This is a genomic window from Cupriavidus sp. FW306-01-F10A (genome assembly GCF_058782785.1).
Window position 1 is genome coordinate 205,140 of record NZ_JBYSYA010000010.1, and the last position, 21,961, is coordinate 227,100.

At 61.6% G+C, this 21,961-nt stretch carries 17 protein-coding genes, 1 tRNA gene and 1 pseudogene; 12 read left to right on the forward strand and 7 right to left on the reverse strand.

From position 1 onward, the window contains the following. Positions 1-39 precede the first annotated feature (39 nt). The 3 genes from AC3WLF_RS16970 to AC3WLF_RS16980 form a co-directional block, all read right to left on the reverse strand. The gene (locus tag AC3WLF_RS16970) at positions 40-414 is read right to left on the reverse strand and encodes a helix-turn-helix domain-containing protein (RefSeq protein ID WP_492358536.1); all 375 of its coding nucleotides are present in this window, start codon (positions 412-414) and stop codon (positions 40-42) included. A gap of 8 nt (positions 415-422) precedes the next feature. Further along, the gene (locus tag AC3WLF_RS16975; protein ID WP_492358537.1) at positions 423-905 is read right to left on the reverse strand and encodes an HAD domain-containing protein; all 483 of its coding nucleotides are present in this window, start codon (positions 903-905) and stop codon (positions 423-425) included. A 423-nt stretch (positions 906-1,328) separates the two neighbouring features. Further along, positions 1,329-1,853 carry a DUF6471 domain-containing protein gene (locus AC3WLF_RS16980; RefSeq protein WP_492358538.1) on the reverse strand — a complete coding sequence of 175 codons (525 nt, stop codon included), beginning with the start codon at positions 1,851-1,853 and terminating at the stop codon, positions 1,329-1,331. Between the two features lie 1,075 nt (positions 1,854-2,928). Here AC3WLF_RS16980 and AC3WLF_RS16985 point away from each other — a divergent pair. The 5 genes and pseudogenes from AC3WLF_RS16985 (at position 2,929) to AC3WLF_RS17005 (ending at position 10,926) form a co-directional block, all read left to right on the forward strand. Next, on the forward strand, positions 2,929-4,212 hold the full coding sequence (locus AC3WLF_RS16985) for a hypothetical protein (protein ID WP_492358539.1): 1,284 nt from the start codon (positions 2,929-2,931) through the stop codon (positions 4,210-4,212). Positions 4,213-5,276: 1,064 nt separating this feature from the next. Next, positions 5,277-5,633, forward strand: a pseudogene (locus AC3WLF_RS16990) (TnsD family Tn7-like transposition protein); the annotation flags it as partial. 147 nt (positions 5,634-5,780) lie between these two features. After that, a complete protein-coding gene (locus tag AC3WLF_RS16995; protein WP_492358549.1) occupies positions 5,781-5,999 on the forward strand; it encodes a hypothetical protein in 219 nt (72 codons plus the stop codon). Further along, positions 5,996-7,696, forward strand: a complete 1,701-nt coding sequence (locus AC3WLF_RS17000) for a TniQ family protein (RefSeq protein ID WP_492358540.1) — start codon at positions 5,996-5,998, stop codon at positions 7,694-7,696. Before AC3WLF_RS16995 ends, AC3WLF_RS17000 begins: the two co-directional genes overlap by 4 nt. A 968-nt stretch (positions 7,697-8,664) precedes the next feature. Further along, positions 8,665-10,926, forward strand: coding sequence for a TnsB C-terminal domain-containing protein (locus AC3WLF_RS17005; RefSeq protein ID WP_492358541.1), 2,262 nt, complete (start codon positions 8,665-8,667; stop codon positions 10,924-10,926). 257 nt (positions 10,927-11,183) lie between these two features. Here AC3WLF_RS17005 and AC3WLF_RS17010 read toward each other — a convergent pair whose 3' ends face one another. Next, positions 11,184-11,819 (reverse strand): TetR/AcrR family transcriptional regulator, encoded by a 636-nt coding sequence (locus tag AC3WLF_RS17010; protein WP_492358542.1) that lies wholly within the window; start codon positions 11,817-11,819, stop codon positions 11,184-11,186. 186 nt (positions 11,820-12,005) lie between these two features. Between AC3WLF_RS17010 and AC3WLF_RS17015 the strand changes: the two genes are divergently transcribed. Next, the gene (locus tag AC3WLF_RS17015; protein ID WP_492358543.1) at positions 12,006-13,328 is read left to right on the forward strand and encodes an MFS transporter; all 1,323 of its coding nucleotides are present in this window, start codon (positions 12,006-12,008) and stop codon (positions 13,326-13,328) included. A 29-nt stretch (positions 13,329-13,357) separates the two neighbouring features. Here the strand turns inward: AC3WLF_RS17015 and AC3WLF_RS17020 are convergent, their stop codons facing one another. Beyond that, positions 13,358-14,299, reverse strand: coding sequence for a LysR family transcriptional regulator (locus AC3WLF_RS17020; protein WP_492358544.1), 942 nt, complete (start codon positions 14,297-14,299; stop codon positions 13,358-13,360). Positions 14,300-14,405: 106 nt separating this feature from the next. Here AC3WLF_RS17020 and AC3WLF_RS17025 point away from each other — a divergent pair, with 106 nt between their 5' ends. The 4 genes from AC3WLF_RS17025 to AC3WLF_RS17040 all read left to right on the forward strand — a co-directional run bounded on the left by AC3WLF_RS17025 (position 14,406) and on the right by AC3WLF_RS17040 (position 17,083). Then, positions 14,406-15,398 carry a Bug family tripartite tricarboxylate transporter substrate binding protein gene (locus AC3WLF_RS17025; RefSeq protein WP_492352509.1) on the forward strand — a complete coding sequence of 331 codons (993 nt, stop codon included), beginning with the start codon at positions 14,406-14,408 and terminating at the stop codon, positions 15,396-15,398. Between the two features lie 294 nt (positions 15,399-15,692). Then, positions 15,693-16,160 carry a bacterioferritin gene (gene bfr, locus AC3WLF_RS17030; RefSeq protein WP_035820638.1) on the forward strand — a complete coding sequence of 156 codons (468 nt, stop codon included), beginning with the start codon at positions 15,693-15,695 and terminating at the stop codon, positions 16,158-16,160. Between the two features lie 86 nt (positions 16,161-16,246). Further along, positions 16,247-16,321: transfer RNA gene (locus tag AC3WLF_RS17035), tRNA-Cys, on the forward strand. A 318-nt stretch (positions 16,322-16,639) separates the two neighbouring features. After that, positions 16,640-17,083: a GNAT family N-acetyltransferase gene (locus AC3WLF_RS17040; protein ID WP_492321217.1), complete on the forward strand. Its 444-nt coding sequence runs from the start codon at positions 16,640-16,642 to the stop codon at positions 17,081-17,083. Between the two features lie 24 nt (positions 17,084-17,107). Here AC3WLF_RS17040 and dmeF read toward each other — a convergent pair whose 3' ends face one another. Then, on the reverse strand, positions 17,108-18,091 hold the full coding sequence (dmeF, locus tag AC3WLF_RS17045; RefSeq protein WP_492358545.1) for a CDF family Co(II)/Ni(II) efflux transporter DmeF: 984 nt from the start codon (positions 18,089-18,091) through the stop codon (positions 17,108-17,110). A 381-nt stretch (positions 18,092-18,472) separates the two neighbouring features. After that, on the reverse strand, positions 18,473-19,933 hold the full coding sequence (locus AC3WLF_RS17050) for an aminotransferase-like domain-containing protein (protein WP_492321219.1): 1,461 nt from the start codon (positions 19,931-19,933) through the stop codon (positions 18,473-18,475). A gap of 330 nt (positions 19,934-20,263) precedes the next feature. Here AC3WLF_RS17050 and aptA point away from each other — a divergent pair, with 330 nt between their 5' ends. Together aptA and AC3WLF_RS17060 are read left to right on the forward strand one after the other, a co-directional pair. After that, positions 20,264-21,595, forward strand: a complete 1,332-nt coding sequence (gene aptA / locus AC3WLF_RS17055; RefSeq protein ID WP_492356935.1) for an omega-aminotransferase AptA — start codon at positions 20,264-20,266, stop codon at positions 21,593-21,595. Between the two features lie 109 nt (positions 21,596-21,704). Then, positions 21,705-21,961: aldehyde dehydrogenase family protein (locus AC3WLF_RS17060; protein ID WP_492358546.1), on the forward strand; the 257-nt coding region annotated here is incomplete at its 3' end.

Below are 21,961 nucleotides of genomic sequence, written 5' to 3' on the forward strand. Positions count from 1 at the left end.
TAACTCGCCATCCTGGCTATGGCGCCCAGGTCCTCGGGTTCAGTGCGGCCTCCTGAGCCTTGGCTTGCTAGCACGCTGACGGGGGGACGCAGTTCGAGTCAGCATGAGAGGATTGATAGTCGGGACTGGAGCAATCATCTCCAACCACTGTTCGCGCCCAAGGATGCGAACAACTTGGATGAGAGTACGCAGCGAGGAACCGCTGCCACTCTCGAGATTGCGCAAAGTGCGAACGCTGATGCCCGCCCTCGCAGAAAGCGTGGCCTGGTCCAGGTTCCGGTGTAGCCGAAGCGTCTTCAATCGCTCCCCCAGTTCCGCTTCAATCTCGGCTGGAGTCCGATGCCTTTGCGCATTGCTCGTCTTCACATGTTTCTCCCGATGCCCCCGCAGGCGGCCTACAACAACCGGCAACATTGCTCCTCTTAACACCCGCTAGGCCAGACAAACGGCAAAATACTGCCGGTTGTTGCGGGGCGATGAGCCAATGCTGAGCCAAAGGTTGCGCTAACGTAGTGGGACTCGCCGAAGCGATGCGCGAAAACATATGAGCGAATGATGTAGGTCCGCGCGGAGCCATTCTGCAAATATCCGAAGCGTGGCTTGATACCCTGGGTTGTGCCTACTACCCGCTTCGCGAGGGGCGGCGTCAGGAACGAAACTACTTGTTCGAAAGGCAGTGTGTCGAGCCAAGATGTGGTGAGGACGATTTCGACACGAGGGTAGGGATTGAGCTGGCTCTCCAACAGTGAGGCAAATTCAAACAGTGGGTTCCCTGTATCGAGAGATAGCTGGCCGCTTCCATCGAGCAGTGCACGACCACGGTGAAGTGTTCCGTCGTAGTCAACGAATAGAGTTGGCGTGGGGTTGTCGAGAACCAGTGCCGGCACTTTGGACTCGTTGCTCATGGTATCTCTCTCGTAGAGGCACAAATCAGCGCGGGCGGGCCGCGTCGACTCTCCCCACCAAATAGCCCCTAATGCGGCGCCAGCTTCGAAGCGGGCGCACAAAACCGAGCTAGGCATCGCTATGAGAGTCTAGTCCGCCGGCTTTGAATGGCAAGATGCTCGCTCATCTACAAGCAGCAACTATGGCGAAATGGCAGCAACGTAGCCGGTGGCGCCTCGTATCAAGGCGGGGCTTGCCGGTCGATGCGTCAACCCAAGGTAATGTCCCGGGCTTACGCGGCCGCAATCCGAGTGTGCCGAGTGGCGGCGGCGTACGTACGACCAATCTTTTCCTTGCATTCTCGCAGCGACGAGCTAGATTGATGGTGTGGAAATTTCCACGCCAAAGCGAGCTAGGCAAAGGCGGTTGGCGCCGAGTGTACGCTATCTCAGCGCGGTGACTTGCTCTCGCTTAGCATCAGCGGCGGCGGCAAGGACATCGCTATGGTCAACGTAGCGCTCAAGCCCATCAATCGGTACCGCGCTGCTAAGTTGCAGGACAAGGGAGAACTGGAAAGTTCCGGATTCGACTTGGGCGACAAATGCGTCAGGAGCAACGGGGGCGCCAACGCGGGCGAGATGCTTCGCGGCTTTGTTGGACGTCAGACGCTGCCTCCGAAGCTCGTGGAGAACGATATGCGCAGCTTGTTCCTCTGCACCAGCGTACGCGTTAAGAATTTCGTCCCATTGCTTGGGGCGGTCGACGCGCAATGCTTCCAGTACCTGCAGGAAGAACGCAAACGAGTATGTTCCTCTCGTCGCCTTGCCTTCAACGCTTCTCGTCGATGCCTCCACGCCGAGTTCTCGAAGGCAATCGGCTGCCGTTTCGTACGTTGCACCTTTGCGCACGAGAAGGCTTCGCATGGCGCGCGAAGCCAGGCGTGTCCATGGCGTTTCCACGTAGCTCACAGTTGCGTTCCCTGACGGGCTTGCCCGTAGCAGCACTTCACGGTGACAGATGTGCGCCAAGCAGCGTCCTGGCGAAGAGGTATTAGTGTACCTCTCAAAGGCGATGTGTGGTGACGAACACCGCTTGCCTAAAGTGGGCGGCGGGCGCCAGAAGGGATGCAAGAATCCGTCTTATGAGGGTCCGGGTGTTCTCAGAGTTAAGCTCGCAGTGAAGGAAGTTATAGCAGTAGGCCGATTCCGTTATGTCTCTTTAGAATCTGTCCCAATTCCTTATCTGGTAAGGATTCTGGTTGATTCGCCAAGTGTCACCAGTTGCATATTGCGACAATTATCGCTATACGCATTGGCATATCACTATTTGTGCTTTTTAAAAGCTTGGCAGTGATAGATTTAGTATTACGTAAAAATGGGTAAATTCAGAAACGGAGAAAGGCGCTTGAATTTCGTTTGTTAGACGTTTACGATGCTGACCCTGACTGATAGCACTGCACATTTCGTGCGTCGGTCAACAATCAGTGTTGGCTCTTGCCCGGAAGATTTGGTGGCTCAGTACGTACGCACCAAAGAACAAGGGCAAGGACCGATAAACGGTGCTTGCCCTTGGGGTGGCCCCGTGTTACAGGGACCGCGTGTTTCAGCCACGCGCGCGTATCCTGCCACACGCGCCTCTTTCGGTCAAGTGTTTTCGCTCGCCCCTATGGGTGGGCACTGATTCAAGGAGAGTTGTGTGACTGCCTCTATCTCACCGCGCCTGCACGCGGCGGCCCCCATTTCGTCTCGCCGGTTCAATGCTGTCGAGCGCTTCAATTTTTTTTGTGCGTTGCTAGAGGTATCGGGTGCTGTTGGGCAGCTTAGCTGCCCAACAGCACCCGATACCTCTACGGCACGACCGCTAATCTTTTGAGTTGTCACGGCCCGTGGTTTTGCTGACCACGTAGACCTGCCCTCAAGGCAAACAAGGAATGTAATCAATGTATCGCACTTCGTGCGAGGACGTATCTCGTCCTTTCATGGAGTAGCGCGTGCTTCCCGGGTGCTCTAAGCAGGTGCGTCCGTAGCACACTTCCCTCTAGCGATGTCAGAAATCACTTTAGAAGGTGCTGGCTACAACCCAGCGCTGGATGTCTTTTCATCGGTACCGTCCGATGACGAAGTTTCTTCGCGGTTGCAGAACACGTCTCTACTGAGGGACCCTGAAATCCGCTCTGCATCGCGCGAAACGAGGTTCGCCGCTCTCACCGATTTCAATGGAGCTTACGCGCCCACCGAGATGGCGTGTCGCGTCGTGCAAGAGGTCATCAAGAAAGGGCGGAAGGCACTGAGCTATCGAAACATTAATGATGGCGTCTTTGCCAATTCGCTGCTGCTGCAAGCAGGCATGCTTAAAAGCAAGAAGTCAGGTCCACTGCCTGCGAGCCCGATGCGACATTACCAGAAGGTCGAAGGGATGATGCTGGCGGGTGCATCGGGAAACGGGCGCAGCACACTCATGGCCAAGGCGGCTCAAATCATCGGCACGAGTGCAGAGCCACTTCGGGGGACCGTCGCAGTGCCGGTCGGCTTGAATCAAATTCCCGCTTTGTACACGCGGTGGCCTTCATGTGGCACGCCCGAAGGATTTCACTACGAAATGCGCTCCCTAATCGATTCCGCACTCGGAACGGAATTGTTAAAGGATGCAACGCGTCGCAACTTCAAGAGGAGTCATCTCGCTCCGTCGACAAAGTCGATTGCCCTACTGGTTTCGCCGGCGCTTCTCTTTGTGGACGGTGTCAACTCGTCCAATGTAAGCGATGCCTCAGAGAGCTTGTTCACATATCTTGCAGAATTTATGGACTACACCGGTATCCCCGTGGTCCTGTCGTGCACCTTCTCCATCGCGGCGCGGCTTGCCCAGATGGGAGAAATAGGGATGCGCCTTGGAGTCACCAGAGCTTACTGGTTTGACAACATGCCATACGGCGCCGGGTGGGTACAGATGGTCGAGTTCTTCTGGGCGCACGACCTCCGAAAGGAACACAAGTCGATGCCGGCTGCCCTGCCGAGGGTGCTCCACGAAGCAACACTCGGAAACATCGCGTTCTTGCGTACCGTCATGGAAAAACTCCTTATTGAGCTCATTAGGAGTGAAAGCGCTGAACATGCATCAGCTGCTGATATTACTGCACTGGCCAAGAATATCGCGACCCACGTGATGATGCCATTTCGGCCGTTGTTGAGGCTACTGAAACGCCAGGAATCTACCTCCATCATCGCGCCTAAAGACAGGGTCGCTTGGGGTGATTACCTGCCGCTTGGCGCGTTTGACCATCTGCCGAGTGAAGACGAACCCAATCGGCTGCCGTACGCAAGAAACTGATGATGACGACTTCATCTCAAACATGCTCGGACATGAAATCCGTGCCGCGTGGTAACGGCCCCGGCTTGGACGAGCCGCGACTATTTGCAGAAACAGGATTGCTACCCGGAGAGACCGTGCAGAGTGCGCTCAGACGTGGAGCTGAGCTAGCCGGACTACCGCAGAGGAAATTTCTGCAACTGGTCGCCGGTAGGACGGGAATGGGGATAGAGGGTATGGCGTCCGCGCTGATTGCTATATGCGCGCGCCTTCCGCTGTTTCCAACCGTTGAGGCCGTAATCAATGGGAATTCGCTGTATGACTACCATGCGTGCTGTGCGTCAGAGGAGGCAGCTTGGTCGCTTCTACGAAGAATGCGGGTTGGCGAAAATGGACCATTGAGGCCAACTCGTCTCCCCGTTTCCTTGATGGAGGGGCTATATGCTGGTGCGTCATGCCCCGTGTGCGACGAGGTTGACACAGTCCACTACGGCACGACATACATTCATCGGATTCACGTGCCACCATTTATGCACGTATGCCCCTGGCATGGTGAGCGACTTCGCAGTCGAGCGGGCATTCCAGATAGTTATGTAGAAGGTTACTCCGGCTCTGGGAAGGCGGGTGAACAAGATGAGCTCAAGTACGCCCACGTAACTCTGAACTGCGTTGAAGCCTCCAGTGCGCATTCACCGTTCCGAAAAGAGAACCTCGGAAAGCAACTGCTCGGCGCAGGCTATATCTTAGCCTCCGGTCGATGGAGGCTGGGGCAGTTCTCTGCGGACTTCTGCCGGTATTTCCATGGTCGATTTCTTGACGTTCGGCTTCGGACGCTGGCGACGGACGAACGCTTCGTCTTGGCTGCAGCCAGGGCCATCCAGCGTAACGACAGGAGCCTTCATCCAGTTGCCGCGTGCCTAGTTCACTGGTTCTGCGAAGAAGGCGAATGTCACCAAGGCGCGCGCCCAACGAAAGTCATCCGACCCCAGGTTCGACGACCGTGTGTGGACGCAGTCCAAAGCGCTCTGGCCTCCACACCTTCCATAGCTGCCGCAGCAAGACTACTTCATACAGACCCGAGCGCCATGGCCTTCGAAGCCAGACGCCTTGGCTTTGGGGCAGTCGGAAGCAAAGGAGAAGACTTGGTCAACGGCGTTTGTCGACTCGCCGCACAGGGAGCGACTGCAAAGGAGGTGGCGGTCCGTCTGCACACTTCCGTCACAACAGTAAAAAGAGTCTGCTCCGTCTATCACGCGCGTATAGACCTGGCGCGGAAGCAAAGAAGTCGCGTTCGGCTCGAGAGAGACAAGGAACGTTGGGAGTTGCACGTGCGAGCAAATCCCACGATGTGTAGGACGGCGTTGAGGAAATCCAACTGCGCATTGTGGTCAAGGCTGCGTAGAGGTGACCCGAGTTGGCTGGGAGAACACTCGCCACAACGAGTTCGAAGGCATGGAAGTGCCAATAGCCCGATTCAAGGAGGCTTGCTCGACAGAAGCGAGGCTGCTCTCGAGCGAGCGAAGGCAATTGCGGGAGATGACGGTCGGCCACTGCCAGCGTCGAAGTATCGCCTGCGGAAAGTTGCCAGCATGACTGAGTACCAAATCGAGTACATCGCTGCGAACGCAGATACAGGGAGGGCTCCTTTTGAAGCGCGTGACCAGTTCATTCGCCGCCGTCTGGAATGGGCCAGAGGACAGCGCCAAAATGATTGCAAGGCTGTTTGGGAACTGGCGCGTAGCGCAATCTTGCGCGAGACGACCGTTGAAAGGATTTTGAAGTCTGATGTCGAAGCCGGAGAAGAATGAGGAACCCAAATAATGCATTGCTAGATGCGGCAATTGCACATGCTCGCCAGCCATCCAATCTCTTTCTGGCTGTTCCGCGAATCGCAATGCACGAAGCCCTTGGACCATACCTGCATCGTGTGAGCCATCTGTCATGGACAAATGCAGTCCAACAAATTGCGGACCGCACGTTGGGCTATCCAACGGGGCAGGTCAATCTGTGCATCCCTGCCAACATCCCCGGGATTGTTGAGATTCTCGGCGAGGTTATTCCCGCCGCCCACGCGGTTAGGCGTCTCCACACCTTGTTTCCGCTGTCTAGGCTCGTTGGAGATGGTGCAGCTCGCGGAAGAGTCGAGGTGCGGACCATGTCTCGTCCGCAAAGAGCTGACCAACTCCACTTTTCCCGCCGTCAGGCCGGCATAACCTGGGCACTGGGGCTATGTGCGGCTTGCATCGAGGAAGACTTCAAAGAATATGAGTCGGCGGTATGGCATCGAGAACATCTTCTACGCCTATCGAATGTCTGCGCCCTGCATTGTGAGCCAATCCTCGAGTATTGCGAGTCCTGCTTGCTTCGCGTGCGGCGTACAACACGGCTGCCAATGCCAAGTCTGGCGTGTATTTGTGGGGAGAGATTACTGACCACCAGGCGACCGACCGTCCGCAACGAGAAGAATGCTGACCATGGTCTTTCGGTATTCACCTTTGAGTTCCTCAACAGCACTGAGGTCGAGCACCTGAACGGGGAGCTTCTTGCCGAGGCAGTGGGGGACAGGCTTGGGCACATCGGTGCTCGGGGTGAATCACAGTTGCACTATGGACGCCTCCGGGATGTCTTTGCATCAAAGCTTAGCCGACGCGTCCTTGACATGCTGCCGGACCCGCGCACGTCGCCGCCATTTCGACGTGCGCTCAAGGGACTGCAGCCGTTCGGCGACGCATCGACAGCGCTTGCAGTCTGCTACGCGCTGTTTGGCTCTGTCGAGGAATTGGCTCGGACGACGAGCGCTGAGCGGGTGAGACCGAACTATCGTCAAGTATGCAAAGAAGCGATTCGGCGCAGGGGTAGCCAGATGACTCCTGCACAACGTCACGAAGTGACACTTGGCTACTTGCATCGGCTGGAGATTCCCGGAATTGGCGAAGGCAAACTGACCCGTACGCAATTTAAGAAGAGGGCCGGAGTTTACATCTACACCTGGTTTCAGGAATACGGCGGAGAATTCTTACCCCCGCCGGATAGCTATATGTATGCCAGAAACCAGAATCCATCTGGTGATTTAGCTGATAGAGATGCAAGGATGGCTGCTCACGTGAAATCAAGAGCACGTGTATTGCGAGCAGCGGAGTTCACAGGGCGCATTTCTAAGAACATTCTGCTTCAGGGATTCCCGGGAGGCAATGTCTGTTGCGGGAAGAATAGTTGGCGATACCCTCAGACGCACGCGGCGCTTGACGGTGAAGTGGAGACCCTGGAGTCCTGGCATGCGCGGATAACGAATGGCCTCATACGGGAGGCGAATCGCGTTGGAATTGCAAGTGACTTCATCCCCTGCGCCGAAATGCTCGAGAGCATGACAAACCAACAGCACAAGAACCTCAGGGCGCGACTCAAAAAGCTGATAAAGAGTCGCGACGCGGAAAGAATCGATTTGAAATCATCGGGGTCCGGGACAGCGTTGTTTTCCCGTGGAGGTATGGATGAAGATACTTGAACTGCCACAGACCCATCCTCTCCAGTGGGGTCGTGAACTGCCGGAGTGGGACGTTTGCGGTATTCCAACCGGGCGGAAGTATAAGCCTTGGCATTCGGCAAGGGTTGGCACGCGCGGATTGTCAGGGAACTGGGTCCGGATAAAGACTGGGACCGGTTCTCCCCAGCACTCTTTGATTGAAGCAAAGGCCCTCGCGAAGTTCGATTTTCATACCTGGGTCCTAGAAGCTCGCTCTCAGTATCCCTTCTGGGATGCTGAGAAGTATCTAAGGTACTACAGGGCTGGGCGTGAGTTCCCTAAGACGTGTGTTGCTACGTTCGACTTCATGCTAACGCTCTGGAACCCATGGACTCAGCGACTCCTTTACCACTGTGTATCCATCAAGCCAAACGAACAACTAGACGATGCGGCGGTTGTTAGGCGGCACCTACGCGAAGCGGAATGGTGCGCTGAACGAGGGATTACGTGGGAGTGCCTAACAGAGCAGGACTTCGCGGATACAGAGTACGGGAACCATAAAGTGCTGAAGCGTTTTCTTCGGGAAGCGAATATCACGCATCAGATGGCGGATGCTCGCGAGTATGCGGAGCGAGTCAGTTGCAGCAGCGCGTCTGGGTCGTTAAATCATCGGCTGAAATGTGCAAACCGCCGATGGACGTTGCTGGAATGTTATCAAATGTTCGGAATTTCAGTGCTTATGGGTTGGCTTCGACTCGACCATCGATTCCCGCTTGGCGAGGACAAGCCACTGTTCCTGGAGAGGGTGTAATGGAAAGCTATAAATACCTGAATTATTCGACTATGTTGCTCCATGAGAAGGTTGTGATACGGAATGAACTCGAAGCCAAATTTTTTTCCGGACGAGGGATAACGTGGGAATTCCTAGCAGAGCAGGATTTGACTCGACTTCGATGCGACCATCGACTCCCCTTCTACGATGATAAGCCGCCATTCCTGGGGGCGACGTAATGGAACACTCTGAATATCTACCTTTTTCGCCAATGTCGCTTCTCAAGTGGACCACGGCTGGCGAAGAGCCTACGTATTGGCGCTATTTGATTCATAGCAAAGATGGAGTCGACTTATGGGTCCTGCAGGTGGAACCGAAGGTAACGCCGAGAAGCAGTAGAGCTCCGGTGTGCTGGAAGAGGAACGACATCGGCCTGTTGGTCAATCTCGCCATCGGGAAGACCGACGACTGTGTGAGACACGAGTTCATGGATAAGGAGCTGCGATTAAGTGACACGGACGAGACCAACTTGGCGCTTCGTGTGGAGTGGGTCACACTGCTGATTGGGGATGGCTTGGAGCGGTACTTGTCCTGCGAGGAGTTCCGCACGGAGCGGCTGAAAGAGGTCTCTGCTCTCGTTGGGGTGCCAGTTCCACGCCTGATGACGGTGCTGACTCGCTATTTCTGGTACGGCGGCGGACGCGGCGCGCTCTACCCACTTCGACCACTGCAGGGTGCGCCGGATGTAAGCCGGCTGGACACGACGGACGTGAAGCTCGGTAGACCCAACGCAAACGTGGTACTTGACCCCAACACCATTTACCGCGGCGCAAACATGCAGCAGGAAATGCGTGAAGAGTGGGCAGTCATTCTGGAGGGTCACTATCCAGAAGGGAAGGAGGTCTCTCAGGTGTTTCGCGACCATATGCTTCCTCGATTGCGGAACATCCCATTCCACCTTCGCCCCGATGAACGCCTCTTTCTCGAGCACGGGTATCGAATTGTCAAAGAGAGACGGTTAAAGGAGGCGCGGGTCGGCTATATCGCGTGGGCTCAGGAGTACGCCGCGAGAACGGGAAGTGCCACTGACGGTGGCTTTGGCGTGGTCGATACGTATGACCTGGACGGGATGGAGTACAACATCTATCTTGTTTTTGGAAAGAAGCGTCTGGATGGTGTTGGCAAGCCGACTGTCATTCTTGCCGTTTGCCGGCGTAGCCGAGCTGTGGTTGGGTGGTATGTAACGATACGGTCGGAGTCGGGGAACACATACAAGCACTGTCTATTCAGCAGCTTCACATCGAAAACTCGGACCCTGGCGCGACTCGGTATTACAGAGAGACTCCGAGGTCTTGTCTACGGAACTTGCGATGAGGTTTATTTTGACCGTGGCCCCGGTATATCGGTTTCTGTCACAGAAGCCGTTGTGAACGAGCTGAAGCTCGACCAAGCTATCGCTCCGCCAAAGCGAGCTGATTTGAAGGGAGTGGTTGAGGGGGTCAACGGAATTTTTCAGCGACGGACGGCTGATTTGCCTGGAGCGTACAAGCGAACCGGAGAGCGGGCGGACAAGGAGCGCCAGGATGAGGCTCAGCAGGAAGCGACACTGACGACGCTTGATTTCGAAAGGACCCTTGTCTACGCAATCAACGAGTACAACTTGACTGCGGATGTTGACAAAATCTTGACGAATGAAATGATTGCCGACGGCGTGAAACCCAATCCAGCCTCCATTTTTGGCTGGTATCGAAGGAAGCGACTGGGTGGAGCATCAAAAGAGTGGACGGAGCGCGAGCTGTACTTGCGTCTGCTTGAGTCGGATACTCGAACGATTCGGGATGGAAAGGTTCAGTATGGGAGGGGCTTCTATACGAGTAAGGAGCTCGTTGACTTTTACAACGCGGAAATGCAGCGGCCACGTCGACCTGACAATCCCGTCATCCGTATTCGGATTCCGATGGATGATGCTACCTATCTGTTGTGGGAGCGTGATGATGGCTCATTCATCGAGCTCGCTGAAACGGCCCGGACTACTGACCGATTCGGGCGCGCGCTTCGATTTGACCGCAAACTGTCCAATCTATTCCGGCGGGCGCAGAGACGTGTACAAGCTGCAACGAACGCGGCGGGTAACAAGCTTGCAAACTGGAAGGCAGGCTTGATGCGGGACGCTTCTGAGAGGTCGAGCGGGGCATCCGGAACATACAAGACGGATGCGACCGTGACTCAGGCGCGGCAAGAACTGGCCAAGGAAGAGTCTGCCGCTCGTGGAACTGTTGAGCGGGACATCCTGGGTCTTGGAGTTCGTCCCCTTCAGAAGGGCGAAGGCGAGTTCGGAAATCTGCCCGACCCTCGGAAGCACGATGGCCGAGAGAGGGACGTGTCGGACGAACTCAATCTCGCGGAGGAAGCTGTCGTCGTGGAGCCCAGCACGAGTGGCGACAGCGTTCTTGGTTCGTTCATGGCCAAGATTCTCGGTGATAAGAGTCACCGGCGCTAAGGAGCTGCGGCTTCGTTATGCGATAGTGTTCCTGTCTAGCGCCCGTCAGAATTTTCTGACGGGCCTTTTACGTTGTGCAGGCGCTAGGAGCGGCCGTTAGCAGGCGACCGGCGGGGAAAAATCATATAAGAAACAATGACTTAATCAAAATCTGGCTCGTTATTCGAAACTTCTATTATGCGATTCTGTTTGTAGAGGACACTTTGCTGGAAGAACAAAGAGGCCCCGCGGGGCCTCTTTGCATTGGCGGCGCCTGGCTATGCCACGTACAGCAGGAACGCTCGCGCCATCTCCATATCCAGCCGCCGGTCCGACAGCGCAAAGGTGCTGTCGCGGTTGATCAGCGCGTACAGCAGGGTGCCGGCCAGCGCCTGGTGCGCAAAGCGGATGCGCAGTTCCAGTTCCGGCGAGGCGCCCGCCGGGTGCAGCCGTGCCAGGCGCGAAGCCAGGTCGTCCATGTACTGCCGGTTGAGCTGCCGGATCGGATCCTCGCCCCTCGTGACGCGGGCAACCAGCGAGGCACGCAGCACTCCAGCATTGCGGTAAGCCCAGAGGCGGCTGTCGCGCGCCAGCATGCACACGGCGTCTTCCAGCGTCGGCGGGTGTGTGTCGAGTTGCGCAAGGCGCTCTGCCATGGCCTTGCGCAGCGTGGTCAGCACCAGGGCCTGCAGCGCCTTGAAATAGCTCTCCTTGCCTTCGAAGCGGCTGTAGAACGCGCCGGTCGTGACGCCTGCGTGCGCGCAGATCTCGTGGATCGAGACCTGTTCCAGCGTGCGCTCGCGCAGCAGCCGGCGGCCGGCTTCCAGCAGCAGCAGCGTGGTGCGCAGGCCGCGCGAATAGCGCGGTGCGGCATAGCCGGCGTGGCCCTCCAGCCCGGTCAGCTTGTTTTCCATGACGACCCTTTCTCCCCGCGGGGCGTGGCCTGGGCCCGCCCCGTCATGTCCGCGTTTTTACGGATGTCGTGAACTGTATCAGGCCAACATACTGGCTCAAAAACGTAATCAATATTACGAATTGAGCGGCGCCAAGCCTATCGGGTGCCGCCCGGAGATCGATAAGTGCCCTCCCGGAGACCTCGCATGACCATGTCCTACCAGCCGCGCCGCGCGTGGCTGACCGCAGTGCTGTTGTTCTTCTTCCTGGTGGTCAACGCCATGGACAAGATGGTGGTGGGCCTGCTGGCCGCGCCGATGATGGATGAACTGGGGCTGACGCCGGCGCAGTTCGGCCTGGTCGGCAGCAGCTTCTTCTGGCTGTTCGCGGTGTCCGGCGTGCTGGGCGGCTTTCTTGCCAACCGCACGCCGACCTCGCGGCTGCTGGTCTGCATGGCGCTGGCATGGTCGCTGTGCCAGATCCCGCTGGCGCTGTCGTCCAGCCTGGCGGTGCTGATCGTCTCGCGCATCCTGCTGGGTTTCATGGAAGGGCCGGCTGCGCCAGTGGCGATCCACGCCTGCTACAAGTGGTTTCCGGACCGCCGGCGCAACCTGCCCGTGGCGGTGCTGACGCAGGGGGCCGGGATCGGCATCGTGCTGGCGGGCTTCCTGATCCCGGCGGTTGCCATGCATTGGGGCTGGCGTGCCAACTTCTACGTGCTGGCGGCGCTGGGCGTGCTGTGGGCCGTGGCCTGGCTGGCGCTCGGGCGCGAAGGCACGCTCGACGAGCGCCCGGCGGGGCACGCTGCGCCCCACGCCTGCGTGGCCGCCAGCGCGCCGCTGCGCCTGCCGTACCGGGTATTGCTGAGCGATCCCACGGTGCTGGGCTGCTTCGCGCTGCGGCTGGCGGCGTACTGGGGCCTGGCGCTGTGCCTGACCTGGATCCCGGCCTACCTGCAGAGCGGGCTGGGCTTCGACCACGCCGTCAGCGGCAAGCTGTTCGCGCTGATCATCGGCACCAACCTGCCGTTGACGCTGGCCATTGCCTGGTTCTCTGAGCGGCTGCTGGCGCGCGGCGTGTCGTCGCGGGTGGCGCGCGGGCGGGTCTCGGCCGGCATGCTGCTGCTGGCAGGCGGATTCTTCCTGTTGCTGCTGTGGCCGGACACCACGCCGGTCATGCGGGTGGGCCTGCTGGTAGTGGCCTGCGTGTGCGCGCCGGCGATCTATTCGCTGGGCCCGGCGATGCTGGCTGAGGTGGTGCCGGCGGGGCAGCGCGGTGCGATCCTCGCCATCGATGCGTCGGTGTCGTCGCTGGCCGGCGTGCTGGCGCCGCTGGTCACGGGCGTGCTGGTGCAGAACGTCCCTGGGGCACACGGTTTCGAGCTGGGCCTGGCCGTCTGCGGCGCGATCATGGTGGTGGCGGCGCTGGCGGGCCTGTACGTGGTCAACCCTGAGCGCTCGCGCCGCCGGCTGGCCGCGCACCTGCCGTCGCGTGCCGAAGCGGGGCAGCCCGCGGTGGCAGCTGGCTGAATCCCCAACGCCCGGGCTATGACCCGGGCCTACCGCCCGGCATCGCCGCCGGCTTGCGCCACCGCTTCATGCACCAGCGCCGCGAAGACGCGCATGGCCGGCGACGGTGAGCGCCCGGCCAGCGACACGATCCCATACTGCGCCCTCAGCTCGGTTGGCGAGTGCATCGGCAGGGCCACGGCCATGCCTTGCGCGCAGGCCTCGGCCATCATCGCCACGGGTACCAGCGCCACGGCATCGACGGCCAGCAGCAGCGAGCGCAGCGCGTGCATGTCGTTGCAGGTGACGGTCATCAGCCCGGGCGCGTCCTCGGAGACCGGACCGCTGCCACCGCTGGCTTCATGCAGTGCCTGCCGGAAGAAGCGCAGGATATGTGCCGGCAGCCGCGTCCCTGCCACCGGATAGGTGCGCAGCTCGGCCAGGCTGACTTCGCGCTGCCGCGCCAGCGGGTGCCCGCTGCGCACGAAGAATGCCGTTTCCAGCGCCGGCAGCCGGTCAATCTGCAGGTGCCCCAGTTCCGCCAGGCTGCGGCTTTCGCCGACAAAGACATCGAGGCGTTCCGCTTCGAGCGAACGCCGCATGGCCGGCGTGTCCGCGGTCTCCAGGTCGATGCGCAGATGCGGGTAGCGCCGCACCAATGTCTCGAGCACGGGATCGAGCAGGAACGATGCCGCGAACGGCCCGAAGCCCGCGCGGATCGTGCCGATCTCTACTTCCTCCAGCAGTTGCAGGTCGCGCCGCAACTCGCGCTGTTCGCGCAGCATGCGGCGCGCGCGCTCGAGCGCTAGCATGCCGGCGGCGGTTGGCCTCACCTTGCCGTAGCTGCGGTCGATCAGCGGCCCCAGGTCCGCTTCCAGCGCCTGGATGCTGCGGGTCAGCGCCGGCTGCGACAGGTGCAGGGCGCTGGCGGCACGGGCAAAACTGCCTTGCTCGACCAGCGTGACGAAGTGATGCAGCTGCCTTAGTCCCATGAATTAATCTTTTATGCATCAAAAACTGAAAAATATTGCATTGGACGTAATTTCTCAAGCCCGCTAACGTTGTCCTCCAAAACCATAAAGACGACCTGGAGACGACATGAACCGACGCGCATGGCTCGCGCTGGCCGCTGGCGGGCTGACTGGCGGGCTTTCGCTCAGCCTGGCCCTGCCCGCCGCCGCACAGGCCTATCCCGCCAAGCCGATCCGCATCGTGGTGCCTTATGTGGCCGGCGGCGGCACCGACACCATCGCCCGTGCCATGGGCGAAAAACTCAGCAAGCGCCTGGGCCAGCCCGTGGTGGTGGACAACAAGGCGGGCGCCTCGGGCATCATCGGCACCGACGCCGTGGCCAAGGCCGCGCCGGATGGCTACACGCTGTTGATGACCCTGACGCAGTCGGTGCTGACCAACCAGTTCCTGTACCAGAAACTGCCCTACGACCCGCGCAAGGACCTGACCATGATCAGCGTGCTGGCCGATGCGCAACTGGTGCTGGTGGCCCATCCGTCGGTGCCGGTGCGCACCGTGCGTGAACTGGGCGAGTACGCGCGCAGCCGGCCGGGCAAGCTCAGCTATGCCTCGTGGGGCGTGGGTTCGCTGTCGCACCTGAGCGGCGCCTACTACAGCAAGCTGGTGCATGGCCAGGCCACGCACGTGCCCTACAAGGGCGAGGCGCCGATGATGCAGGACCTGCTGGGCGGGCAGGTGCAGTTCGGCTTTGCCAGCATCCTGACCGCCAAGCCCTATATCCAGAGCGGCAAGCTCAAGGCACTGGCGGTGACCGGCACGCAGCGCAGCAGCGCGCTGCCTGACATGCCCACCTTCGCTGAGTCCGGCATGCAGGACAGCGCCTTCAAGACCGTCGGCTGGATCGGCCTGGTGGCGCCGGTGGGCGTGCCCGCGCCGATTCTCGCCAGGCTTGAAGGCGAAGTGCGCGCCATCCTGCAGGCGCCCGACATGCAGGAGCGACTGGTCGCGCTGGGGCTGCGCACGGTGGGCAGCTCGCCGGCCGAGGCGCAGGCGCTGTATGCGCGCGACTGGCCGGTGCTGAAGACGCTGGTGGCGGATTCAGGCGCGAAGCTCGACTGATTTTCACGGCTGGCTCCCGACGGCGGGCGGCGCGGCAATTGCCGTGTGCGCCCGCTTTTCTGTTTGCACGATGCCGCGCGAAGCGCTTTTGAAAATCGAATGGAAACCATTGGTATTCGCATCCGCAATAGCGCGTGAAAACCCGGCGAAAATGCGGCGGCGAGGCCGAATTTGCTTGATGTCCGCTCTTGCCGGACTACCATGAAGTTCGCGGCGGGATAATCACTGCGGGGTTTTCGTGTTTACGAAAATGAGAGTAGGTCCATCAGTTTCGAGGGGTCGTTGGGGGCAGTCATGAAAAGCGACAAGAAGGTGATCCAGTTGCTCAATGGCCAGCTCCGGCATGAGTTGACCGCGATCAACCAGTATTTCCTGCATGCCCGCATGTACCGGCATTGGGGGCTCGGTGCCCTGGGCAAGCACGAGTACGAGGAATCGATCGAGGAAATGAAGCACGCGGACAAGCTGATCGAGCGCATCCTGTTGCTCGATGGCCTGCCCAACCTGCAGGACCTGGACAAGCTGCTGGTCGGCGAGAACACCGAGGAGATGCTCGGTTGCGACCTGAAGCTCGAACAGGTGTCGCAGGCCAGCTGCAAGGAAGCGATCAAGTTTTTCGAGTCGGTCGGCGATTATGTCTCGCGCGAGATCGTGGTCGATATCCTCGCCGACACCGAGGAGCATATCGACTGGCTCGAGGCGCAGCTGGAACTGGTGAACAAGGTCGGGCTGCAGAACTACATCCAGTCCGCGATGGGTTAGGGGCCGGCCCCGTCTCCTGCAAAGATTTCCATTTCCCGCTACACTGCGGCCCGCAGCACGTAGCGTCGCACAGACGCGGCGTCAGCGGCGGGGTGGCAGAGTGGTGATGCAACGGCCTGCAAAGCCGTATACGACGGTTCGATTCCGTATCCCCGCCTCCAGTCTTTCCTTGCCTGGCACAAGTTGCCGGGCCGTCTTGTGCGCGCCCGCGCAATTTCCCCGGTTTTCATGGGCTTGTCACAGTGACTCGTCTTGCACGGCAGCCATGCGGTGCTGCGCATAATTGGCGCGATGGCGCGGGCCGTTTCGGCCTCCCGTTTCCGTTACTTCCCCAATAGAACAACGCCACTGAATCGGGTAATGTTGCCTGACAGGCCACATGGCCTGCGTGCAACCCGTGCCGCCGGATGGCGGCACAACCATGTCCGGGCTTCCATGGTGTTCCCGTCGCGAGGTGATGTGAAAAAGAGAGGCTCCAGATGATCAAGGACTTGCGGATCCGCGCGGCCATGCCCTCGGACGCGCCAGCCGTGGGCAGCGTGCTGGAACGCTGCGGCCTGCCCGTGGACGATGTGGCACGCTTGCTCGAGCACTTCCACGTTGCCATCCTTGGATCGCAGATCATTGGCTGCGCTGCCGGCGAGCGTTTCGGCGAGACCGTGGTGATCCGCAGCGTTGCCGTATTGCCGGAACACCGCGACCAGGGCGTGGCCACGCATGTGGTGCGCGCCGCGCTGATGCGCGCACGCGCCAATGGCGCGCGGCGCGCGGTGCTGCTGGCCTCGAGCTGCCCGAGCTATTTCGCGCGCTACGGTTTTACGCTGGTGCCGGCCGCGAAGCTGCCGGCCGAGGTCATGTCATCGAGCGAATTCCACCGCCATACCGATACGCCGCCGCTATGCATGTGGTGCGAGCTGGACTGAACCCGCATGCACCGATGGCACGCCTCAGTGCGCGCCCTCGCAGCGGCTGATCTCCACCGTCACGTGCACCAGTTCTTCATGCACGGATAGTGCCTCGCGCACGCGCTGCGGGGTCAGCGCCGGATCGTGCGTGACCAGGCAGGCGATGCAGGCAAACTGCTGCCGGCCCACGCGCCAGACATGCAGGTCGGTCACACTGGTGCGCTCCTCGCCGTTGGCATCGGCAGGGTCCAGGCCCGCCAGCACCTCGCGCACTTCTTCCACCACCGGATGGTCCATCTCGCGGTCCAGCAGCACGGCGCCGCTCTGGCGCAGCAGCCCGACGGCCCACCTGCCGACCAGCGCGGCGCCCACCAGACCCATCGCCGGATCCAGCCACGCCCAGCCCAGCCACCAGCCGCCGGCCAGCGCGACAAGCGCCAGCACCGAGGTCGCGGCGTCGGCCAGCACATGCACGTAGGCGGCGCGCAGGTTGATGTCGTGGTGGTGGCCGTGGCCGTAATCATGGCCGTGGTGATGGTGGCCATGGTCGTGCCCGTGGTCGTGCCCGTGCGCATGGCCGCCCAGGATCAGCGCGCAGCCCAGGTTGACCAGCAGGCCGAGCGCGGTCACGGCCATGGCCTCGCGGTAGTGGATGTCCTGCGGGCTGAGCAGCCGCTCGACCGAGCCGGCCGCCATCAGCGCCGCGATGCCAAGCAGGGACACCGCGCTGGCAAAGCCGGCCAGCACCTCGATCTTCCACGTGCCGAAGGCAAAGCGCCGGTCGCCGGCGTAGCGGCGTGCGGCGGCGTAAGCGAAGGCCGACAGGCCGATGGCCAGCGCGTGCGAGCTCATGTGCCAGCCATCGGCCAGCAGCGCCATCGAGTTGAACCAAAGGCCGGCAGCGATCTCTACCACCATAGTGGCGGCGGTGATCGCCATCACCAGGCGTGTGCCGCGTTCGGCGGCGCGGTTGCCGGCGTCGAAAGCGTGGCTGTGGGTCCAGGCGGACAGGTCGTGGCTATGCATGGTCTGGTTCTGCTGCGCGCTTGAGAGCTGAAATCGTCACCCCGCGTGGGGCAATGCAGGCACAAGGGTAGCAGAGCCCCGGCGCTTCGGCGGCCGCGTCCCTGACGGCTGCAGGGACAGCTGGCGCGCACTTTGTGTGCTCCCTGCGGTACACAAATAGACCCTGGCTGTCAGCGGGGAATCCACGCCGTCCTTACATACATTCATGAATGGATGTATGATTCAACGAAAAATTCACACTGCCTTCACGACTTTGTTGTCCATTCCGAGATGAGCTATCGATTTATCGCTATCTGCCTGACCGCCTGGCTGGGACTCTGCGCTACCGCGGGCTGGCTGGTCGAGCGCCTCTGGAGCTGACCGCTCGATCCTGCGCGGGTGCTAAGCCGCGCGCGGTGCCTGCGCCAGACGGTCGAAGAACTGCCACAGCTGTGGCGCATCGCCGGTGGCCACATTGAAGCGGATCCACGGCGAATCGGTCTCGTCCGGCTCGAAATACGACCCTGGCGCCAGCCAGATACCATGCTCCAGTGCCAGCGTGGCCAGGCGGTTGCCGTGCAGCGGCCCGCCGCGGCGGCTGGCCTGCAGCCGCGCCTGTGCCGCCTCGTTCAGGCGCGCCCAGGCGAACATCCCGCCCTCCGGGCGCAGCAGCACCTCCAGCCCGTGGGCTTCCATCTTTTCCGTCACGCGATCCTGCTGCGCGCGCAGCCGCTCGGCCAGCGCCGCCACGTGGCGGCCGTAGTGGCCGCTGGTCAGCACCGAGTAGACCAGCCGCTCGGTGACTTCCGACGAGGTCAGGCCGACCGCCATCTTGGTGCGCGCGAAGGCCTTGGCCAGGTCGGGGCTGGCGGCCAGATAGCCGACCCGCAGCGACGGCGTGATGGTCTTGGAAAAACCATTGATGTAGACCACCTGCGACAGCCCGTCCATGGCCGCCAGCATCGGCGAGCCGGCCGGCGCCAGCTCGCGGTAGATATCGTCCTCGACCACCAGCAGCCGGTGCTGCTCGGCCAGCTGCAGCACGCGGAAGGCGTTCATGCTGCTCAGGCTGGCGCCGGTCGGGTTCTGCAGCACGGTATTGATAAAGAGCGCGCGCGGGGCATGGGCGCGGATGGCATCGTCCAGCGCATCGGTATCCAGCCCCGCCGCAGAGCGCGGCACGCCCACCACGCGCAGTCCCGCCAGCCGCAGGATCTGCAGGAGGTTGCAGTAGCAGGGCGATTCCACCAGCACCGTATCGCCGGCACGCAGCAGCGTGCGCACCACCAGGTCCAGCGCCTGCGTCGCGCCCTGCGTCAGTACCACCTGCTGCGCCTGCAGCGGGATGCCGTACTGGCCCAGGCCGGCGGCGATATGCTCGCGCAGCGGTGCAAAGCCGTACGGATGGCCGTAGCCCGACAGCTGCGCCGCCGGCACGCGCGCCGAGGCGCGCATGGCCTGGTGCAGCCCTTCCTCATTGAGCCAGTCGCCGGGCAGCCAGCCGGCGCCGGCCTTGATCGGCACCGAATGGTCGGCGAACACATCCGACAGCAGCCACGCCGCGTTCAGTCCCGGCGCCTCCCATTGCGGCGCGCGCGCGTGCCCGGCCGGGGCATGGCGATGCGCCACGGTATAGCCCGAGCCCGGGCGTGCCGCCAGGTAGCCCAGCGCGGTCAGCCGGCCGTAGGCCTCGGCCACGGTGAAGGTGCTGACGTGGTGGTGCTGCGCAAAGCGGCGCACCGAGGGCAGGGCGGTGCCGGCGCGCAGCGCGCGCTGCTCGACCAGTGCGGCGATGCCGGCGACGATCTGCTCGGTCAGGGTGTCGCCGTCGCGGCGGCTGCGGGTCAGGGTCAGGGTCAGCATCAGGCACTCGGGCAAGCGTGAACCTGTACAGTTTAGCGGTTGGAGGCAGGCCAGGATGCGGTGGTTTTCCGCAAAGCGAAATTTGCCGCAGTGCAGCGTGGAATGACGTACCGCGGTCCAGAGCGGGTCGTGGTACGGCAGCGGGCTGGCGGCTCCCCGATGGCTCTTGCCTGTACGGTTTGGCATGTTCAAACTGCACGGTAAGGCAGTCTTGTCCGGACTGTATATTTTGTCGGCCAGACGCCGCCGGTAGAGTGGCCCTCATTGCCCGCCGCGCTGCCAGCCAGCGTGCCACCAGCCAATCCGACCCGATTCCCCCTAGGAGGACGTATGGACGCCGCCAAGACCGTGATTCCCGATCTCGATGCCCTGTGGATGCCCTTCACCGCCAACCGCCAGTACAAGGCGGCGCCGCGCCTGCTGGCGTCGGCCAGCGGCATGTACTACACCACCCACGACGGCCGCCAGATCCTGGACGGTTGCGCCGGCCTGTGGTGCGTGGCCGCCGGCCACTGCCGCAAGGAAATCGCCGAGGCGGTAGCGCGCCAGGCTGCCACGCTGGACTATGCGCCACCGTTCCAGATGGGCCATCCGCTGTCGTTCGAGGCCGCCACCAAGGTGGCCGCGATCATGCCGCAGGGGCTGGACCGCATCTTCTTCACCAACTCGGGCTCGGAGTCGGTCGACACCGCGCTGAAGATCGCACTGGCCTACCACCGTGCACGCGGCGAAGGCCAGCGCACGCGCTTTATCGGGCGCGAGCGCGGCTATCACGGCGTGGGCTTCGGCGGCATGGCGGTGGGCGGCATCGGCCCGAACCGCAAGGCGTTCTCGGCCAACCTGATGCCGGGCACCGACCACCTGCCGGCCACGCTGAATATCGCCGAGGCCGCCTTCTCCAAGGGCCAGCCGCAGTGGGGCGCGCACCTGGCCGATGAGCTTGAACGCATCCTGGCGCTGCACGACCCGTCCAACGTTGCCGCCGTGATCGTCGAGCCGCTGGCCGGCTCCGCCGGCGTGCTGGTGCCGCCGGTCGGCTACCTGGAAAAGCTGCGTGAAATCACCAGCAAGCACGGCATCCTGCTGATCTTCGACGAGGTCATCACCGCCTTCGGCCGCCTCGGCGCCGCCACCGCGGCCGAGCGCTTCAAGGTCACGCCGGACCTGATCACCATGGCCAAGGCGATCAACAACGCCGCGGTGCCGATGGGCGCCGTCGCCGTGCGCCGCGAAGTGCATGACACCGTGGTCAATTCGGCCGCGCCGGGCGCGATCGAGCTGCTGCATGGCTACACCTACTCCGGCCACCCGCTGGCCGCGGCTGCCGCCATTGCCACCCTCGACCTGTACCAGCGCGAAAACCTGTTCGGCCGCGCCGCCGAGCTGGCGCCGGTGTTCGAAGCCGCGGTGCACGGCGTACGCGGCGCGCCGCACGTGAAGGACATCCGCAACTACGGCCTGGTCGCCGGCATCGAGCTGGAGCCGCGCCCCGGCCAGCCCGGCGCGCGCGCATATGAGGCCTTCCTGAAGTGTCTGGAGCTCGGCGTGCTGGTGCGCTACACCGGCGACATCCTGGCGTTCTCGCCGCCGCTGATCATCTCTGAAGCCCAGATCGGCGAACTGTTCGATACGGTGAAGAAGGCGCTGCAGGACATCAAGTAAGCGGCGCGCGCCGCATCGCATTGCCGCCGGACCTGCGGGTCCGGCCTCCCTGATTGCACGCCGGGGCGCGCGCTGACTTGCGTGCCGCGGCAATCGAAGGAAATCCCAAGTGAGCATCGCAGAAAACCGGCAACTGGCCGAGATCCAGCATTTCATCGGCGGCGCCGTGCGCCGCGCCGGCGGCCAGCGCCTGGCGGACGTATTCAACCCCGCCACCGGCGAAGTCGCCGCGCGCGTGGCACTGGCCACCGCGCAGGACGTGGCCGACGCCGTTGCCGCCGCCCATGCCGCATTCCCCGCCTGGGCCGACACCCCGCCGCTGCGCCGCGCGCGCATCCTGTTCAAGTTCAAGGAGCTGCTCGACCA

What these genes read in the sequence shown, in the direction of transcription:
- AC3WLF_RS16970 (WP_492358536.1), bottom strand. Translation starts at nt 414, where the DNA reads ATGTTGCCGGTTGTTGTAGGCCGCCTGCGGGGGCATCGGGAGAAACAT.
- AC3WLF_RS17010 (WP_492358542.1), bottom strand. Translation starts at nt 11,819, where the DNA reads ATGGAAAACAAGCTGACCGGGCTGGAGGGCCACGCCGGCTATGCCGCA.
- AC3WLF_RS17005 (WP_492358541.1), top strand. Translation starts at nt 8,665, where the DNA reads ATGGAACACTCTGAATATCTACCTTTTTCGCCAATGTCGCTTCTCAAG.
- AC3WLF_RS17040 (WP_492321217.1), top strand. Translation starts at nt 16,640, where the DNA reads ATGATCAAGGACTTGCGGATCCGCGCGGCCATGCCCTCGGACGCGCCA.
- AC3WLF_RS16995 (WP_492358549.1), top strand. Translation starts at nt 5,781, where the DNA reads ATGACTGAGTACCAAATCGAGTACATCGCTGCGAACGCAGATACAGGG.
- AC3WLF_RS16975 (WP_492358537.1), bottom strand. Translation starts at nt 905, where the DNA reads ATGAGCAACGAGTCCAAAGTGCCGGCACTGGTTCTCGACAACCCCACG.
- AC3WLF_RS17050 (WP_492321219.1), bottom strand. Translation starts at nt 19,933, where the DNA reads ATGCTGACCCTGACCCTGACCCGCAGCCGCCGCGACGGCGACACCCTG.
- AC3WLF_RS17020 (WP_492358544.1), bottom strand. Translation starts at nt 14,299, where the DNA reads ATGGGACTAAGGCAGCTGCATCACTTCGTCACGCTGGTCGAGCAAGGC.
- AC3WLF_RS17000 (WP_492358540.1), top strand. Translation starts at nt 5,996, where the DNA reads ATGAGGAACCCAAATAATGCATTGCTAGATGCGGCAATTGCACATGCT.
- aptA (WP_492356935.1), top strand. Translation starts at nt 20,264, where the DNA reads ATGGACGCCGCCAAGACCGTGATTCCCGATCTCGATGCCCTGTGGATG.
- AC3WLF_RS16985 (WP_492358539.1), top strand. Translation starts at nt 2,929, where the DNA reads ATGTCAGAAATCACTTTAGAAGGTGCTGGCTACAACCCAGCGCTGGAT.
- AC3WLF_RS17015 (WP_492358543.1), top strand. Translation starts at nt 12,006, where the DNA reads ATGACCATGTCCTACCAGCCGCGCCGCGCGTGGCTGACCGCAGTGCTG.
- bfr (WP_035820638.1), top strand. Translation starts at nt 15,693, where the DNA reads ATGAAAAGCGACAAGAAGGTGATCCAGTTGCTCAATGGCCAGCTCCGG.
- AC3WLF_RS17025 (WP_492352509.1), top strand. Translation starts at nt 14,406, where the DNA reads ATGAACCGACGCGCATGGCTCGCGCTGGCCGCTGGCGGGCTGACTGGC.
- dmeF (WP_492358545.1), bottom strand. Translation starts at nt 18,091, where the DNA reads ATGCATAGCCACGACCTGTCCGCCTGGACCCACAGCCACGCTTTCGAC.